Genomic DNA, 16098 nt, shown 5'->3' with positions numbered 1-16098 from the left:
GCGGTACGGCACCAGGTGAGACGGCGAAGGACCCGGGAGCAATCCGCGTCAGTGGCGGTTGCGAAACACCGGGGATGTCGTGCACATGAAAACGCGTCCCGGTGGGGGCTTCATCTCGAAGCCCCCACCGGGACGCGTTGTAGAGAAGTATGTCGAAGCAGCGAACCCTAGGCGTCGTGGTCCGTTTCCAGGATCGCGGCCAGGGTCTCGAGGACCGATTCGGCGCCTTCGCCGTCGGCGCGCAGCACGACCTTGGTGCCGTGCTCGGCGCCCAGGCCCATCAGCGAGAGGATGCTCGAGGCGTCCATCGCTTCATCGGCCGGCTCGCCCTCGCGGGCGATGGTGACCTCGAGGTCTTCGTTGCCGGCTGCCTCGGCGAAGATGGCTGCCGGACGGGCGTGCAGGCCGACGCGGCTGGCGATGGTTGCAATACGTTCTGCCATGGGGGGTTCTCCTTGGATTGAGCTGGTTTTTTGTGTGGAAGTTTGTCGGGCGGGGTGTTTAGGCCGCGACGGGAGCTGCCTCTTCGACGGCGACCGCCTGCGGGGTGGCCTTGCGGACGAACTTCTTCAGCACGATCACCAGGATGGCCGAAACCAGCGTTCCGACGATCGTGGACACCAGGAACATCGGCCAGGTGTTGTTCATGGCGAAGAAGACGAAGATGCCGCCGTGCGGGGCCTGCGACAGGACGTGGAAGCCCATGATCATGGCCCCGGTGATGCCGCCGCCGACCATGGAGGCAGGGATGACGCGCAGCGGGTCCGAGGCGGCGAACGGGATGGCACCCTCGGAGATGAACGAGGCGCCCAGCAGCCAGGCGGCCTTGCCGTTCTCGCGCTCGGCACCGGTGAAGAGCTTCGGCGAAATGACGGTGGCCAGGGCCATGGCCAGCGGAGGCACCATGCCGGCGGCCATGACCGCTGCCATGATCATCAGCGGAGCCGGGTTCTCGGCGATGGATGCGGCGCCCAGGCCCGCGACGGCGAAGGAGTAGGCGACCTTGTTCACCGGCCCGCCCAGGTCCACCGCCATCATGAGTCCCAGGATCAATCCCAGGGCCACGGCTGCAGTGCCGGTCATGCCCGAGAGCCAGCCGTTCAGTCCCTCGGTCAGCTTGGCGATGGGCCCGCCCAGGAGCAGGAACATGAGCCCGGAGGCGATGATCGAGCCCAGCAGCGGCACGATGACCACCGGCATCAGCCCGCGCAGCCAGCGCGGGACCTTCCACGAGGTGATCCAGCGGGCTGCCAGGCCGGCCAGCAGGCCGCCCACGATGCCGCCGAGGAATCCGGCGTCCATGAACACGGCAACGGCACCGGCGGTGAAGCCCGGGGCGATGCCCGGCCGGTCGGCGTAGGCATAGGCGATGTAGCCCGCCAGCGCCGGGACCAGGAAGGACATCGACAGGTTGCCGATCTTGAACGCCGCGGCGCCCAGGTACGCGGCAAGACCCGCGTCGGGGAGGTTGAAGAGCGTGTTTTCGGCCAGATAGGTGTCGGCGACCTCGGTGATCGCGTAGCCGCCGAGCAGGAAGCCCAGCGCCATGAGCAGCCCGCCGCCGGCGACGAACGGGATCATGTAGGACACACCGGTGAGCAGGGCGCGCTTGAGCCCGCGGCCGAAGGATTCCTTGGACGTGGACTCGGATGTCTCCTCGGCCCCGGTGCCTGCCGGGACGCGGCGGGCCTTCGGGTCCCTGGAAGCGGCGATGGCGTCGTTGATGAGCTTGGCGGGTTCGTCGATGCCGCGCTTGACCGGGACCTGGATCAGCGGCTTGCCGGCGAAGCGGGAGCGGTCGCGGACGTCCACGTCCACGGCGAAGATCACGGCGTCGGCGGCGTCGATGACTGCCTTGGACAGCGGGGTGGAGCCCGAGGAGCCCTGGGTTTCCACGGCGAACTCGACTCCGAGTTCCTCGGCGGTCTGGGCCAGGGAGTCGGCTGCCATATAGGTGTGGGCGATGCCGGTGGGGCAGGCGGTGACGGCGACGATGCGGGGCTTGCGTTCCGGGGCGGCTGCCTCGGCGGCCGGAGCAGCAGCTGGTGCCGCGGGTGCGCTCGAGGCAACGGCCGCAGCGGCGACCGCCGGGTCGTCGGAGAGCACGGCGGAAACCAGCTCCACGATCTTGTCTTCGGTGGTGGCGGCGCGCAGGGCGGCGGTGAAGGACTTCTTGACCAGCGCGCGGGCCAGCTTGGAGAGCAGCTTGAGGTGTGCCTGGTCGGCGCCTTCCGGTGCGGCAATGAAGAACACCAGGTCAGCCGGGCCGTCCTTGGCTCCGAAGTCCACGGCCGGGGCCAGCCGGGCCATGGCCAGGGTCGGTTCGAGCACCGCGGTGGAGCGGCAATGCGGGATTGCGATGCCGCCTGGTACGCCGGTGGCGGTCTTGGCCTCGCGGGCCTTGCCGTCCGCGGCCAGCGCGTCGGCGTCGGTGGTGCGGCCGGCGGCCGCGACCATGGCGGCCAGGTGCTCGATGACCTCGGTGGTGCTGGCGCCCAGGTTGGCGTCGAGGCTGACAAGACCGCGATTAATGAGTTCGATCATGACATCGTCCTTGGGATCAGGGTCAGCTCTTCGACGCTCACGGCGTCGGGAGCCAGTTGGGTGGGAGTGGGAATTGCGGAGCCCGGAAGGGAAGCTGCCGCTGACCCGTAGGCAACGGCGCGGGCCAGCCGCCCGGGAGCGGTTTCACCCGTTTCATCTGCCAGAAGGTATCCGGCCAGTGCCGAATCTCCCGCGCCAACGGTGCTGCGCGGGGTGATCGGTGTGTGGGTTGCGTGCCAGGCACCGTCGGCGTTGACCAGCACCGCGCCATTGGCGCCGAGAGTGGCCAGCACGGTGCCGACCCCTCGGTCCAGCAACGCCCGGGCCGCCGCGGCGGTGGCGGTGGGCGAATCCTCGAAGGCATCGGCCGAGCCCTGGCCGGAGAGCTCGGCAAGTTCCTCGGCGTTGGGCTTGATGAGGTCCGGGAGCTGGTGCACGTGCGGCGCGAACAACGCCCGAAGCGGTGCCTCGGAGGTGTCCACGGCGATTTTCGGGGCCGCATCGCCCAGGGTTTCGCGCACCGTGGCCACCAGGTCCGCGTAGAAGCTTGGGTCCGCGCCCGGCGGCAGCGAGCCGGCCAACACGAGCCACGAGGCGGAGCGGGAAACGTTCACGACGACGCGCACGATCTCCTCGAGCACCGCGGCGTTCAGAGCCGGGCCCTGTTCGTTGATCTTGGTGGTGGTGCCGTCGGGATCGGTGAGCGTGATGTTGGTGCGCAGCAGCGCGCCGATGTGCACCGAGCGGTGCTCCAGGTCATCGGCCACCAGCCGGCGCAGCAGCGGATCGGTTTCCGCGCCGGGCAGCACCGCGAGGGTCTTCACGCCCGCGTGGGCGATGGCGCGGGAGACGTTGACGCCCTTGCCGGCGGCCTGGGTGTGGCTGCCCAGGGAGCGCTGGACGCCTCCGTGGGCCAGCGGGGCACCGAGTTCGATCGTGGTGTCCAGCGCCGGGTTCATGGTCAAGGTGACGATCATGCCAGCACCACCTCCACGTCCGCCGCCTCCAGGGCCGCGGCGAGTTCGCCGGTCGGTGCGGCGTCGGTGACCAGGGTGTCGATCGCATCGATCTTCGCGAATTGCACGAGGGTGAGCCTTTCGAATTTGGAGGAGTCGGCCAGCACGACGACGCGTTGGGCGCTGGCGGCCATGGCGGTCTTAACCGTGGCTTCCAGGGGGTCCGGGGTGCTGAGACCGAAGGTGGAATGCAGGGCGTTGGTGCCGAGGAACGCAATGTCGGCGCTGAGGCGGGAGAACTGTTCGACGGTTCCGGCGCCGGTGGCGGCGCTGGTCAATCCACGGACGCGGCCGCCGATGAGCTCCAGGGAGATCTGGGGGTTTGCGGCGATGCGAGCGGCGATGGGAAGTGCGTGGGTGATCACCAGCGAGGGGGTATTGGCGGAGTTCTGCGCGATCAGCCCGGCCAGGATCTCGGTGCTGGTTCCCGCGTCGAGCATGACCGAGACGCCGTCGCCGGGCAGCAGCCGGTGGGCGGCCTGGGCAATGCGGGCCTTGGCCTCGGCGTGGATGGTGCTGCGTTCGCTGTGGCTTTCCTCCCGCGTGCTGGCGGCAAGGGTTGAGACCGCGCCGCCGTGGACGCGGCGCAGCGTGCCCTCGGACTCGAGCTGGGCCAAATCCCGCCGCACGGTCTCGCGGGTGATGTCGAAGCGTGCCGAGAGCTCGGCAACGGTGACCTTCCCGTTGCCGGCGATCATCTCGGTGATCAGGCGGTGCCGCTCTTCGGCAAACATTGCTTCCTCGCATCCAGTGACATGACACACATGCATCTGTGTTTGAATGACTTTATGCCCGTTTGTGTGGCAACGTCAAGTGGTTTGCGCCGTAAATGTGGACTTGCCTGGCGATGGACTCACGATTCTCGCGGAACCGACGTGAGTGGGGTTCCGTTGTCGGTCGGACATCGAAGCCATGGTGCGGGTGCGGGCGGCACTCGGGAAGCTCACCAATCGCCGGCATCCGGGCCTCGAGTACCTCAAACCGTCCGGGTCCGGGGACGGGATGTGGCCAGTCCCCGCACGGAAACGAAGATGTTGCTCAGGACAATCAGCGCGACTCCCAGCCATTCGTTGGGCTGCAAGGCTTGGTGGAGCATGACCCATCCGGCGAGAACCGCCCACACCGGACTCAGACTGGTGAAGATCCCGAAAATCCTGGCCGGAACCCGCCGCAGGGCCTGCAGATCGGAAACGGCGGGGACGACCGAGGACAGCAGGCCGCAGGCTGCGGCCAGTCCGAGGGCGCCGATGCTCGGCACGTGGGCGAGGAACCAGAGGATCGCGATGGGCACCCACATGCCGGCCGTGACGATGCTCGCCGCGGCGGTTCCCTGCAGGCCCGGCAACCGTTGCCCCAAGGTGCGGTTCAGCAGGATGTAGGAACCCCACCCCGCGGCGGCAACCAGGCCCAGTGCGATTCCCAAGATGTCGGTAGCCGGACCGGGGTTGATAAGGACAATGACCCCGACACCCGCGAGCAGCGCACAGGCGACGTCAAACGGCCGGCGGGAAAAGGCGATGGCGACGCCGAGCGGACCCAGGAACTCCAGGGTGACGGCCAGGCCGAGCCCGATGCGGTCGATCGCGGCGTAAAGGGAAAGGTTCATCATGCTGAACACCAGCGCCAGGCCCAGGATCGGCAGCCACCGATCCTTGCGCAGTGCGCGCAGCCGGGGGCGCACGACCGGAGCCAGGACGAGTGCCGTGACGAGCTGTCGCACGGCTAAGACGCCGACCGGCCCGATAACCGGAAACGCCATGGACCCCAGGGCCGCACCGGCCTGGTTCGAGACCGAGCTGGCCAGCATCAGTGCGAACCCGGTTCCGCGCCGACGCCCGGTGGCGGCCGTGGCGCGCAACGGCGCGACGGCGACGGGAGCATTCTGCCGGCGATCTGCGGCGTCAAGGGGTTTCATGTCCTCACCGTAGGTTCCCCTACGGCATAATCCCAGTGCATGTTTTGGGTCTGCCATACACTTTGGTTATGGACTGGAATCTTCGGGAATTGAGGTACTTCGTCACTGCGGCCGAGGAAGGATCCTTCACCGATGCCGCTGCACGGCTCTTCGTCTCGCAGGCCGCAGTCTCACGCACCATCGCGGGACTGGAGAAGAGCGTGGGGGAGAGGCTGCTGCGCCGGGTGCCGCGAGGATGTGAGCTCACCAGCACCGGTCAGCAGGTGTTGCCCCAGGCCCGCAAGGTGCTCGCCGAGGCGGTACGGTTCACCAGATTCCTGGACAGTCGCCACGGCGTCTTGCGGCTGGGGTACGCCTGGGCGGCGCTCGGGCGGCACACCGCCCGCCTGCAGCGTGACTGGGACCGTGGCCACGAGGCCATCGAGCTCCAACTGGTCAGGCAGAACCTGCCCACTTCCGGCTTGGCCGAGGGGCTCTGCGATGTGGCGGTGATGCGCGGACCCGCCGATGCACGGCGCTTCGATTCGGTGGTGGTGGGACTGGAACGCCGAGTGGTCGCCTTCGCCTCTGACGACGCACAGTGGGTGCGGCGCCGCCAGGTGAGCATGGCCGAGGTCGCGCAGCGCACCGTGGTCATCGACCCCCGTGCAGGGACCACCAACAGCCACTTGTGGAGCGGTGCGGGCCAACAACCCACGTTCATCGAAACCACCGACGTCGACAGCTGGCTGGACTCCATTGCCGCGGGCCGCGGTGTGGGATCCACGGCCGAGGCCACGGCACACCACCATCCACGCCCTGGCGTCACCTATCGCCCCATCAAGGACGGCCCCCGGATCGAAGTACGGCTGGTGTGGTGGCAGGACGAACCTCCCGGCGGGCTCAGCGACCTCGTTGACGCCGTGACCCGCCTCTATGCCGATAGTTAGGCGCGCTCCAGGAGCATTGAGGTTCCCAGGTCCACGCCGACACACATGGTGGCCAAGCCACGGTTGGAGTCTTCATTTTCCATCCGACCCATCAGCGTCACCACCAGGCGCGAACCGCTGGAGCCCAGCGGGTGGCCCGGCGCAATGGCGCCGCCGTCGTTGTTGACGATGCCCGCATCGAGCTTCAGTTCGCGCATCAAGGCCAGCGACTGCGTGGCGAACCTCGTTGGACTCAGCGCCGGATTCCCCGCGCAGTTGCGAAGGGTGTACATGCGACCGGGGTGGCACCGGAATTCGGTGCCACCCCGGTCGCTGTCAATTGCGGGTATCGCGGAGTCTCGGGCAGGCCCGGATTACACGTCCTGGCGTGCGCGGGAGTTGACCTTGCGCCAGAGTGTGTAGACCAGCACCAGAGCGAGCACCCTGTAGAGGGTGAGCGTGATCGGCGAACCCACCACGATCGAGGCATCGCCGCCGGAGGACATCATGGCGTTTCGCAGGCTGGTTTCGGCCAGCGGGCCGAGGACGACTCCGATCATGATCGGCGCTAGCGGGAACCCAAAGCGGCGGAGGGCAAAACCGAGCACGCCGATGAGCAACACGATCACCAGATCCGTCACCGCCGTACTGGTGGCGTAGACGCCCAGCGCGCAGAAGACGGTGATTCCGCGGGATCATGTCGGCTCGCAGGCAGCTCGCCTGCGAGCCCTCACATTCCGTCGATATCCTTGTCCCGTGCGGGAGGGCCCAGAAAATGGGCGAGCGTTTCGAGCGTGGCCTTCGGATCCCGCAGCTCACATTCCCACACCACGATGGTCTCCCAGCCGAGGTCCCGTAGGGTTTCGATCGCTTGCCTATCTCGTTCGTGGGTGCGGTTGCGCTTGTCCGCCCAGAATTGGGCATTTGTCGCCGGTGCACGTTGCCCGGCGGGGCAATCATGTCGGTGCCAGAAGCATCCATTGATGAAGACAGCCTGATGGCGGGCGGGAAAGACGATGTCGGGAGAGCCGGGAAGCTTGCCGCCGCGCAGGCGCACCTCCGGGTATTGGCGATTCAACTTCTCGAGTGTTCCACGTGGAATGCGACCGTGAAGCCGGTAGCGGTATCCCGCTGCATGCAGCAGTTGGCGCACGAACAGCTCGGGCTTAGTATCCTTGCCGCGGATCTTGCCCATGAGTTGTGAACGCGCTTGTTCGGACATGCTGTCCATGTCTCGATTGTGCACCCGCTGCCCCGGAAAGCGCACGATCAATAGTTAGGGTGAGATTTTTACGTTGCCGCCACCGCCTACGTTGCCGCCGAGTTCCTTCACATTCCTGGAACGGGCTCATCATGCAATTTGGATTCGCGACTTCGGCCAAACGTGAACGCGGGCACGCCCTGCATTCTGTGGCGTGAGTCCCGAGACGGGGCAAGTTGCAGAAAAGCGGGAGGTGTCGATGACGAACCTACTCGTGGGTAATCCTTCAAGTTTTGTCTCTGATTCGTTTCATAAATTTCCATGGTCCAGAATATTTGGTCCCGAAGATGGTAGCCAAAAGTCTATAGTCACTCTTTGAAGCATGTGTTTGACTGTTGTGCACCAGTGCTTCGGCACCCACTTTTGAAGGTGACAACGGCGTCACCGGACAGGAAGAAAACGTGCAAGCAACGTACGTAAGTCACCACCCCAAGGGCAAAACCATGAGCAGGACGGTAGCTGCGCTTCTTCTCGCGGGCGCCCTGATCGGCGGAACCGCATCCACGGCAACTTCGGCCCCGCGGTCCGAAACCGATGCGGTCGACACGAAGAAGATCTCTTCGACGCAGGCTGAAGCGGCAATGTCCTATTGGACTCCCCAGCGAATGAAAGACGCCAAGCCCGCCGATAGCCTTACCCGCGGCAAATCGGCGTCGAATGCTCCGCTGGATATCGGTGAATCAACCAAGATTGCCGGGCGCAGCGCAAGTAAAGCAAAAACGACTGCAGGTAAACCGACCAAGAACGTGGCCGAAACACCCGTGTCCCACATCGGCAAAGTGTTCTTCACCTTGGGTGGCGCGAACTACGTATGCTCCGGTAACGCAGTTGTCGCCGCAAATGAGGCAACCGTCTCTACTGCGGGCCACTGCGTCAACGAGGGGCCGGGTGCCTTCGCGACTCGTTGGGTCTTTGTCCCTGCCTATGAAAACGGCAGCGCTCCCTACGGGTCCTTTGCCGCAACCGAACTCGTCGCTCCGACACAATGGACGCAAGGTGGAGACATCACCTATGACACGGCCTTCGCCGTGGTCTCGGACCAGAGTGGCGTGAGCCTAGCAGATCAGGTCGGAGCCTCTGGCGTCGCCTTCAACCAAGCCCGGGGTCTGACCTACACGGCATTCGGTTATCCGGCGGCACGGCCATTTGACGGAGAGACGCTGCAATCATGCAGTGGGGCCGCGAGCGACGATCCGTATGGGCAGACGCAGTCGCAGGGAATTCCGTGCGACATGACCGGTGGCTCTTCCGGAGGGCCATGGTTCCTCGGTGGATCGGATGGCTTCCAGAACTCAGTGAACAGCTTCGGCTACGGAGGCATCCGCAATACGATGTTCGGCCCATACTGGGGCTCGGTCATCGAACAGGCCTACCAGGCAGCACAAAACTAGTAGTCCAAGCGGTGGGTGGAATGCCATGATGGCATTCCACCCACCGTCGTTTAGGAGGTGCAACGTGAAATCCAGCGACAGCGCGAAAAACGAATCGCAGGGCATTGAACCATCAGTCTTCGAACTGAACGCGACGCCCGAGGAACAACTTGAATATTTCACGGTGGAACGACGAAGAACTGCGGTGCCCCGGGAAATCGAATTGCCGGATCCGGAAAATTTGAACGACGAGGATTGAACCGGCTCGTGAATCCATCTGTGCAGAATCACGAAGTCCGTCATTAAAGGTTTGAGCACCGGCCGGAGGATTCGGGGGACAAATCATGTTTCCAGCCGGTGCTCGCATCACTCGCACCTTCATGAGGTAGTAATGACTCTATGGTCCGAGGCTATGGATTTGATGTGTCTGGCCATGACGTTGGGTGTGAGTGGGCCACGCCAGAAGTTCGCGCCCGGGTCAGTCCGCGATACGTACCGTGATCCGGGTTCCCCAAGGGTCGCTGGTAGTCAGGGATCTCTTGCCGGGCTCGTGCGGGATCTGGTTCTCGGTCAAGCGGGCGGCAATGGCATCCAGTTGGGCGTCATTCGCTACTTGGATGGAGACGGTGCGCAGGCCGAGGCTTTCCGGGCGTTTTCCCGCTCCGGATGAGGACTAGGTGTTGACGGCAAGGTGGTGGTGGTAGCCATTGGCCGCCAGGAAGATGGCGCCTTCCGAACGGGCCGTTACTGCGAATCCGAGCCCGTCTTCGTAGAATTCCTCGGCGTGCTGCAGGTCGCCGCCGCGCAGGTGCACATCGCCACAGCCGTGGCGCGGGCAGCGGGAGCACTGTTTCCAAGGTGCTCGGCGATGAAGGCATTCGGGTCCAGCGCCGCCGAACCCATCGTGACAAGTCCGTCGTTCCACTCCCAGGTGTCCTCGGGCATATCAACATAGAGCTCAACGCCGTTTCCCTCGGGGTCTGCGAAGTAGAAAGCTTTGCTCACCTTGTGGTCGCTGGAACCTTGAAACGAGGCTGGTGCCAGGTTCGCGGTGCGCAGCACGGAAGTGGCTAGCTCGGCCTCGTCGGGGAAAAGGAATGCGGAGTGGTAGAGCCCGGCCTGGGTGTAGTCATCCGGCGTCGCATCCGGGGAGTCGGCAGCGATCAGACGCAAGAGCTCGGTGTCCCCGGTGCCCATGACAACGTCATCCTCGCCGCTGCTGATGGTAGTGAGGCCCACTCCTTCGGTATAGAAGCGGTGGAGCCCGTCGAGGTCGGACGTCACCAATTCGACCGGTCCCATCCGCAGTCCGGGGCCCAGCGCGCTGGGCGGGGGGCCGTCTTCGGCCGCGGCGGTCGTGCCGCAGGCCGCGAGCACGAATGCAAGGACCGCAAGAATCGCAGCGATCACCCACCGCAGGGGTCGAATGCGGTCGGCACTGCGCGCTGAGATGTTGCCTATGATGAGTTCCCCGTCGTGGTCGAAAAGAATGAAACTTGACGTTTCAAGTAAATTCTAGCCTATGTGGTGAAACGGTGGTTGGCCCGGCGCCCGGGGGAGCGCGAACGACGACGCCGTTGGTCAGAGGGCGGAGACGTCGGCGGCAGAGCGGCCACCAGGAATGTGCTGGCCGTTCCGGCGCCTTGAGCCTCTGTCAACAAGGGAAGAAGCCGGTTTCGCGATCAGGCCGCGGCGGCGGCCCGGTGGATGCGCTTGATGCGCGATCGAAGCAGGAGCGCAAGCGCTACCAGTGAGAGGACTATGACCAATGCCGCATATCCGTTGACGACGATCTTCAGTCCGAGCGTGGGAACGAGCAGTCCGGCGACCAGCGTCGGCACACCGAACGCCATGTAGCTGACCAGATAGAGCGACGAGAGTGTACCGCCGCGCTGCAGGGGCGGGAGTAGTTCGAGCACCGAGCGAAGTCCACCCTGAAATCCCGCACCGAAGCCGATTCCGCCGATGACCCTGGCCGCGAAGTAGAGCCACTTTCCAGCGCCACCGCTGCGGCAATTGCTGCAACCCCAAGGATGAGTGCAGATGCTCCGATGGTCATGACCTCGCTGTTGCCCCTGAAGCCGGGTACCTGCATTTGGAGAGTAAGGATAAGTCGACTGGAGGGAATTCGTTTTTCGGCCGCGGAGAATCGGAGTCGACAGGGCGTTGTCCCAACGGCGAAGCCGCCGTTAAAGTTTTGAGCACCGGCCGGATGATTCGGGGGAATGAATCGTTTATCCGGCCGGTGCTCGCATCACTCGCACCTTCATGAGGTGATAATGACTCTATGGTCCGAGGCTATGGATTTGATGTGTCTGGCCATGACGTTGGGTGTGAAGGCCGTTCGCGGCGGCCGGTCTCAGCGACGGTGAATCGACTTGTAGCTCAAATAGGCGGCCAGGCCTTCGGGGCCGTACTCGGTGCCGAGCCCAGAATCGTTGCGACCGCCAAACGGCGCCGCGTGGTTGGAGGCGAAGAAGTTGATGCCAACGCTGCCGGTATCCATGCGGTCGGCCGCTGCCTGTGCGGCATCGGTGTCGGCGCCAAAGACCAGACCGCCCAAACCGAACTCGGTGTTGTTCGCCAGTGCGATCCCCTCATCGATTCCGTCGTAGCGAAGAATTGAAACCACCGGCCCGAAGATCTCCTCCCGGGAAATCCGCATCCCGGGCAATACCTCCGCAAACACGGTGGGGGCGACAAAGTAACCGGCGTCCAGGTCGCCGCCCAGTTGCGCCTTGTGCCCGCCTGTGGTGGCACGGGCACCTTCGGCGTGTCCCGACTCGATGTACTCGAGCACGGTCCGATATTGGCTGGCGGTGGCCGACGGGCCAAAGACCGTCGCCGGATCCAGTGGGTCCCCCTGGGGTGCAGTGGCAATGGTGGACGTGACCAGGTCCACGACCTCGTCGTAGCGCTCGGACGGGGCCAGGATGCGCGTGGAAATGTAGCAGGTCTGTCCGGTGTTGCGCATGCAGGAACGGATGAGGGTGTCGCCCATGGCGCCCAGGTCCGCATCCGGCAGCACCAACGCACTCGACTTGCCTCCCAGCTCGAGGGTGACGGGGCGCAGCAGCTCACCGCAGGCGGCGGCGATCTTGCGACCCACCGGCGTGGAGCCGGTGAAGGCGACCTTGTTGATCTTGGGATGGCGCACCAGCGCGTCTCCCAGGCGGCCGGATCCGGTGACCAGGTTGGCCACGCCTGCCGGAACACCGGCAGCAGCCAGCGCATCCATGATGATCCTGAATGACAGCGGCGTGGGGGAGGCCGGCTTCATCACCACGGTGCACCCGGCCAGCAAAGCGGGTGCCAGCTTGATGACCATCAGGTTGATCGGGAAGTTCCACGGGGCAATAAGTCCGCACACGCCCACCGGGTCCCGGCGCACCAAGGACTCGCCCAGGCCGTTAGGGAAGGGACGGACGTCCTCTGATTCCAGCAGCGGGGCCAGCGAGGCAAAGTAGCGGAAGATGCTGGCGGCATTTGCCGCCGCGCCCTTGGTCTCGGAGACCGGGGAGCCGTTTTCCAACGTGTTGGTCAGTGACAGCTCGGTGGAGCGCACCTCGATCTGATCGGCAATGCGCAACAGCACAGCCGCCCGCTGGGAGGGCGACAGCCGCGGCCAGGGGCCCGAGTCGAAGGCAGTTCGCGCCGCGTTCACCGCCTGCTCAAGGTCCTCGGTGGTGCCGTCGGCGACCGAACCCCACGCCAATCCGGTGGCCGGGTCGGTGACGTCGTTGCGGGCGCTACCCGTTGAGGCAAGCCACTCGCCGTCAATGAAGTGGGTGTCTACGTGGCGGTAGGGAAGAGCCAGGGCAGCGCGCGCGGCAGCGGCGCCTGGCTGATGCTGGAGGTGTTGCTGTTGCGTGCTCATCGCAGCACCGCCGTCTGCAGCAGGGCGCGGGAGCGGTCCAGATCGGTGGTGGCCATGTCCACCGCGGCGTGGGTGATGAGCTCGGGGATGATCTCGGTCTCCAGCCGGTCCGTGTACACGGCGGGGTTCTGCGAGAACCAGCCCGCGGCCAGCGCGATGCCGGCGTGGTCAAAGCGCCAGAGCCGGTCGGCGTCGCGCATCAGCGCATCCTCCAGGGAATGGGCCACCGGGCGGGTATCGTGCCCGTCGATGATGGCGCAAACCGCCTCGATGAATTCGGGTTCGTACCCCAGCGAAGGCAGCACACGGCGGGCCACATCGCAGCCCAGGCGCTCGTGCTCAAAGCGGATGCCGGCCTTGCGCCAGTCGCCGCGGAAGCCCTCGGAGATGATCTTGGATTCATCCACGTGGGCCCACCCGGTGTCGTGCAGCAAGGTGGCCACGAGCACCAGCTCGCGGTTTGCGTCCGGGTAGGCGTCGCACAGGCGGCGAGCGAAGGCCAGGGAAATGGGCAGGTGGATGTCGTTGCCGCGGGCCCGGGTCTCGGGAACCACCGCGGCCCAGAGCGGGAGTAGGTCCGCCTCGATGCCCGGGGTGAGGCAAATAGGGCTGGTGTCCACATTCCCGGGAGCGGGAATGGGGCGTTGTGGGTAGGCAGCGGCGAAGGCGGCGCCGGGATCGGTGTCGGTCAGGGTGTTCATGGCGCGTGCGGCTCCTTGCGTCAGGGAAGAGTATGTGGGGGAGGGCGGCTAGGCAATGAGGGACTTGAGCATGGTGCCCGGATCGGCGGCCCGTTCCGGGTCGATGGACTTGCCGGCGGCCAGGGCCTGCTTGACGGCCATGAAGTCCAGCGGGGCGTTGACGGCGTCGGCGGCAATGATGCGCCCGCCGCGGTAGTAGAGGACGGTGAACTTCCCCTTGTCGGGGTCGCGGCGGATGACCGTGGATTCGAAGCCGGTGGACAGGCCGGCGATCTGGAGTTTCATGTCCGCCTGGTTGGACCAGAACCACGGGATGCCGGCGTATTCCTCGCTGCGTCCCATGAGCGAGTAGGCGGCGACCTTGGCGTGCTCAATGGCGTTGTTCACCGACTCGAGGCGGATGCGCTCACCGGCCGGTGCGCCGGGAACGGGGTTGGGCATGTTGGCCACGTCGCCGACGACGATGGTGGTGCCGTCGGAGGCGAGCGCCCCGGCGTCCACGACGATGCCGTTGTTGATTTCCAGCCCGAGGGATTCGCCGAGCTCGGTATTGGGGATGACCCCGATGCCGACCAAGACGATCTTGGCCGTGATCTGGGACCCGTCTTCGAGGCGCACCGCGCCCACGGCGCCGTTGCCGTCGTCGAGGATCTGCTCGATGCGCGCCCCGATGTGGATGTCCAGGCCGCGCTTGCGGTGTTCGGTGAGAAAGTAGTCGCTGGTTTCGGTGCCCACGGCCCGGCCGACGAGGCGCTGCCCGTATTCCAGGACGGTGACGCGCTTGCCCATGGCGGCCAGTGAGCTGGCGGCCTCCAAGCCGATGAACCCGCCGCCGACCACGACCACGTCGGTGGTGGCGGGGGCAAGTTCCTTCAGCCGCAGTGCGTCGTCCGCGTTGCGCAGGTAGACCACCCCGTCCAGCTCGGCGCCGGGGGCCTCGAGGTGCCGCGGGCGGGCTCCGACAGTCAAGGCCAGACGCTGATAGGGGTAGGTGGCACCGGAGGTGCCGTGGGCGGTTCCGCTGCCGTCGGCGTTTGAGTGCACGGACTCGATCCGCTCGCCCTTGATGAGGGTGATGTTGTGTTCGATCCAGTAGTCGTTGGTGCGGAAGATCAGGGATTCGGAACCGACCTTGTCCTGCAGGAACTCCTTGGACAGGGCCGGGCGCTGGTAGGGTCGGTGGTCCTCGTCGCCCAGCAGCGTGATGTGCTCGGTGTAGCCCAGGGCGCGCAGCGAGATGGCCAGCTGCACCCCGGACTGGGAGGCTCCGATGATCAGCAGACCGGTGGCGGTACCCGACTCTGGTGCGCCGGCCCCGGCACGGGAGGGAACGGTGGCGGTGTCCATGTCCTAGACCTGCGTTTCGGGGGTGGTGACGTGGAGTTCCTGGTCCTCGCAGAGCCGGATCTGGCAGGAGAGCCGGGAGTTGTCCTCGCGGTCAACGGCGGTGCCGTAGAGCATCTCGTCCTCCATCTCGCCCATGGGCTCCAGGCTCGGCAGGTCGGCCTCGGCGACGAAGACATGGCAGGTGGCGCAGGAGAGCGAGCCGCCGCATTCGGCGACGATGGCGGAGACGCCGTTGCGCACCGCGGTCTCCATGACCGAGTCCCCGGTGTTGGCGTTGATGGTGGTGGTGGTACCGGCTGCATCGGTGAAGTGGACTGTAGGCATGATGATCAATCGACCTTTCTAGATGAACTGGCGGCCACCGTCGACGACGAGCGTCTGACCGGTGATGAAGGAGGAATCGGGACCGGCGAGGAAGAGCGCGGCGCCCACGATGTCGTCGGGCTGGCTGGCCCTCTTGAGCGCACCGCGGTCGACCCCGTAGTTTTCGGCGTTGTCCATCAGCCCGTAACTGGCCTCCGTGAGGGTGAATCCCGGGGCGATGGTGTTCACTGTGATTTCGCGTCGGCCCAATTCCTTGGCCATGACCCGGCTCAGGGCGATGACCCCGCCCTTGGAAGCCACATAGTGGGCCCACTGCTCGGAACCGGAGTAGACGGTGGCCGAGGCCAGGTTGATGATGCGCGAGCCGGCACCCAGATGCGGGCTCAGCGCCCGGGCCATCATCCAGGGTCCCTTGAGGTTCACCGCCATGACCCGGTCCCATTCCTCGAAGTCGATGTCCTCGAAGGGCGAGCGGGTGACGGTGGCGTAGATTGCGGCGTTGTTGATGAGCACCTGGACGTGGCCGCCGGCGAAGCCGGCAACCTGGGCCGCGAGCGCTTCGGTGGAGACGGGGCTGGTGACATCGACGGTGAAGGCCTCGGCGCGGCCGCCGGCGGCCCTGACCATTTCTGCGGTCTCGGCGGTGCCGGCAGGATCGATGTCCGCCGCGGCAACCGCATAGCCGCGCCGGGCGAATCCGAGGGCGAAGGCCCGGCCGAGGCCTCCGGCGGCGCCGGTGACCAACACCGTGCCCGGCGGGGTGTGTGCTTCGGTGGTCATTGTCTGTACCGAGGACCTTTCAGTGGGGCGAATGCTCTGGGCGGGGAATCGGGGT

The 16098-nt window shown here is 65.7% G+C and carries 18 protein-coding genes and 1 pseudogene; 3 read left to right on the top strand and 16 right to left on the bottom strand.

Annotation, left to right across the window (positions count from 1 at the left end; genetic code table 11):
* Positions 1 to 167 precede the first annotated feature (167 nt).
* The 5 genes from ABD687_RS11185 to ABD687_RS11165 all read right to left on the bottom strand — a co-directional run bounded on the left by ABD687_RS11185 (position 168) and on the right by ABD687_RS11165 (position 5475).
* Positions 168 to 443: an HPr family phosphocarrier protein gene (locus ABD687_RS11185; RefSeq protein WP_217387268.1), complete on the bottom strand. Its 276-nt coding sequence runs from the start codon at positions 441 to 443 to the stop codon at positions 168 to 170.
* A 58-nt stretch (positions 444 to 501) separates the two neighbouring features.
* Entirely contained in the window at positions 502 to 2544 is a 2043-nt protein-coding gene (locus ABD687_RS11180) for a PTS fructose transporter subunit IIABC (RefSeq protein ID WP_302264218.1), read from the bottom strand.
* The gene (locus ABD687_RS11175) at positions 2541 to 3521 is read right to left on the bottom strand and encodes a 1-phosphofructokinase family hexose kinase (protein WP_302264220.1); all 981 of its coding nucleotides are present in this window, start codon (positions 3519 to 3521) and stop codon (positions 2541 to 2543) included. The genes ABD687_RS11180 and ABD687_RS11175 overlap by 4 nt, the downstream gene beginning before the upstream one ends.
* Positions 3518 to 4294, bottom strand: coding sequence for a DeoR/GlpR family DNA-binding transcription regulator (locus tag ABD687_RS11170; protein ID WP_302264222.1), 777 nt, complete (start codon positions 4292 to 4294; stop codon positions 3518 to 3520). The genes ABD687_RS11175 and ABD687_RS11170 overlap by 4 nt, the downstream gene beginning before the upstream one ends.
* 242 nt (positions 4295 to 4536) lie before the next feature.
* Complete coding sequence (locus ABD687_RS11165; RefSeq protein ID WP_302264223.1) at positions 4537 to 5475, bottom strand: EamA family transporter; 939 nt, start codon at positions 5473 to 5475, stop codon at positions 4537 to 4539.
* 68 nt (positions 5476 to 5543) lie between these two features.
* On the opposite strand from ABD687_RS11165, the gene ABD687_RS11160 reads away from it, so the two are divergent.
* Complete coding sequence (locus ABD687_RS11160) at positions 5544 to 6404, top strand: LysR family transcriptional regulator (protein WP_310291183.1); 861 nt, start codon at positions 5544 to 5546, stop codon at positions 6402 to 6404.
* On the opposite strand, the pseudogene ABD687_RS11155 reads toward ABD687_RS11160, so the two are convergent.
* The 3 genes and pseudogenes from ABD687_RS11155 to ABD687_RS11145 form a co-directional block, all read right to left on the bottom strand.
* Positions 6401 to 6625: pseudogene (locus ABD687_RS11155) on the bottom strand (3-oxoadipyl-CoA thiolase); the annotation flags it as partial. The gene ABD687_RS11160 and the pseudogene ABD687_RS11155 overlap by 4 nt on opposite strands.
* Positions 6626 to 6757: 132 nt before the next feature.
* Complete coding sequence (locus tag ABD687_RS11150; RefSeq protein ID WP_310293452.1) at positions 6758 to 7069, bottom strand: tripartite tricarboxylate transporter permease; 312 nt, start codon at positions 7067 to 7069, stop codon at positions 6758 to 6760.
* Positions 7070 to 7113: 44 nt separating this feature from the next.
* Positions 7114 to 7614 (bottom strand): very short patch repair endonuclease, encoded by a 501-nt coding sequence (locus ABD687_RS11145; protein WP_310291186.1) that lies wholly within the window; start codon positions 7612 to 7614, stop codon positions 7114 to 7116.
* A gap of 431 nt (positions 7615 to 8045) precedes the next feature.
* Between ABD687_RS11145 and ABD687_RS11140 the strand changes: the two genes are divergently transcribed.
* Entirely contained in the window at positions 8046 to 9035 is a 990-nt protein-coding gene (locus ABD687_RS11140; protein WP_264268867.1) for a trypsin-like serine peptidase, read from the top strand.
* Between the two features lie 64 nt (positions 9036 to 9099).
* Positions 9100 to 9273, top strand: a complete 174-nt coding sequence (locus ABD687_RS11135) for a hypothetical protein (protein ID WP_310291188.1) — start codon at positions 9100 to 9102, stop codon at positions 9271 to 9273.
* 414 nt (positions 9274 to 9687) lie between these two features.
* Here ABD687_RS11135 and ABD687_RS20710 read toward each other — a convergent pair whose 3' ends face one another.
* The 8 genes from ABD687_RS20710 to ABD687_RS11100 all read right to left on the bottom strand — a co-directional run bounded on the left by ABD687_RS20710 (position 9688) and on the right by ABD687_RS11100 (position 16043).
* Positions 9688 to 9807 (bottom strand): VOC family protein, encoded by a 120-nt coding sequence (locus tag ABD687_RS20710; protein WP_425566787.1) that lies wholly within the window; start codon positions 9805 to 9807, stop codon positions 9688 to 9690.
* Positions 9759 to 10424, bottom strand: a complete 666-nt coding sequence (locus ABD687_RS11130; RefSeq protein ID WP_310291189.1) for a VOC family protein — start codon at positions 10422 to 10424, stop codon at positions 9759 to 9761. Before ABD687_RS11130 ends, ABD687_RS20710 begins: the two co-directional genes overlap by 49 nt.
* Positions 10425 to 10696: 272 nt before the next feature.
* Entirely contained in the window at positions 10697 to 10933 is a 237-nt protein-coding gene (locus ABD687_RS11125; RefSeq protein WP_310291191.1) for a hypothetical protein, read from the bottom strand.
* Between the two features lie 440 nt (positions 10934 to 11373).
* Positions 11374 to 12891 (bottom strand): aldehyde dehydrogenase family protein, encoded by a 1518-nt coding sequence (locus ABD687_RS11120; protein ID WP_310291193.1) that lies wholly within the window; start codon positions 12889 to 12891, stop codon positions 11374 to 11376.
* A complete protein-coding gene (locus ABD687_RS11115; protein WP_310291195.1) occupies positions 12888 to 13592 on the bottom strand; it encodes an HD domain-containing protein in 705 nt (234 codons plus the stop codon). Before ABD687_RS11115 ends, ABD687_RS11120 begins: the two co-directional genes overlap by 4 nt.
* Before the next feature lie 48 nt (positions 13593 to 13640).
* Positions 13641 to 14939, bottom strand: a complete 1299-nt coding sequence (locus ABD687_RS11110; RefSeq protein WP_310291198.1) for an NAD(P)/FAD-dependent oxidoreductase — start codon at positions 14937 to 14939, stop codon at positions 13641 to 13643.
* Positions 14940 to 14942: 3 nt separating this feature from the next.
* Entirely contained in the window at positions 14943 to 15263 is a 321-nt protein-coding gene (locus tag ABD687_RS11105) for a 2Fe-2S iron-sulfur cluster-binding protein (protein ID WP_310291199.1), read from the bottom strand.
* An 18-nt stretch (positions 15264 to 15281) separates the two neighbouring features.
* On the bottom strand, positions 15282 to 16043 hold the full coding sequence (locus tag ABD687_RS11100; RefSeq protein ID WP_264268875.1) for an SDR family NAD(P)-dependent oxidoreductase: 762 nt from the start codon (positions 16041 to 16043) through the stop codon (positions 15282 to 15284).
* Positions 16044 to 16098 lie beyond the last annotated feature (55 nt).

This window comes from Paeniglutamicibacter sulfureus (assembly GCF_039535115.1).
GTDB classification, from domain to species: domain Bacteria; phylum Actinomycetota; class Actinomycetes; order Actinomycetales; family Micrococcaceae; genus Paeniglutamicibacter; species Paeniglutamicibacter sulfureus.
Note: the sequence above shows the minus strand (reverse complement) of the source record. Positions and strands in the feature narration are given on the sequence as shown.

What these genes read in the sequence shown, in the direction of transcription:
- ABD687_RS11105 (WP_310291199.1), bottom strand. Translation starts at nt 15,263, where the DNA reads ATGCCTACAGTCCACTTCACCGATGCAGCCGGTACCACCACCACCATC.
- ABD687_RS11110 (WP_310291198.1), bottom strand. Translation starts at nt 14,939, where the DNA reads ATGGACACCGCCACCGTTCCCTCCCGTGCCGGGGCCGGCGCACCAGAG.
- ABD687_RS11165 (WP_302264223.1), bottom strand. Translation starts at nt 5,475, where the DNA reads ATGAAACCCCTTGACGCCGCAGATCGCCGGCAGAATGCTCCCGTCGCC.
- ABD687_RS11185 (WP_217387268.1), bottom strand. Translation starts at nt 443, where the DNA reads ATGGCAGAACGTATTGCAACCATCGCCAGCCGCGTCGGCCTGCACGCC.
- ABD687_RS11160 (WP_310291183.1), top strand. Translation starts at nt 5,544, where the DNA reads ATGGACTGGAATCTTCGGGAATTGAGGTACTTCGTCACTGCGGCCGAG.
- ABD687_RS11100 (WP_264268875.1), bottom strand. Translation starts at nt 16,043, where the DNA reads ATGACCACCGAAGCACACACCCCGCCGGGCACGGTGTTGGTCACCGGC.
- ABD687_RS11175 (WP_302264220.1), bottom strand. Translation starts at nt 3,521, where the DNA reads ATGATCGTCACCTTGACCATGAACCCGGCGCTGGACACCACGATCGAA.
- ABD687_RS11180 (WP_302264218.1), bottom strand. Translation starts at nt 2,544, where the DNA reads ATGATCGAACTCATTAATCGCGGTCTTGTCAGCCTCGACGCCAACCTG.
- ABD687_RS11115 (WP_310291195.1), bottom strand. Translation starts at nt 13,592, where the DNA reads ATGAACACCCTGACCGACACCGATCCCGGCGCCGCCTTCGCCGCTGCC.
- ABD687_RS11120 (WP_310291193.1), bottom strand. Translation starts at nt 12,891, where the DNA reads ATGAGCACGCAACAGCAACACCTCCAGCATCAGCCAGGCGCCGCTGCC.
- ABD687_RS11145 (WP_310291186.1), bottom strand. Translation starts at nt 7,614, where the DNA reads ATGGACAGCATGTCCGAACAAGCGCGTTCACAACTCATGGGCAAGATC.
- ABD687_RS11170 (WP_302264222.1), bottom strand. Translation starts at nt 4,294, where the DNA reads ATGTTTGCCGAAGAGCGGCACCGCCTGATCACCGAGATGATCGCCGGC.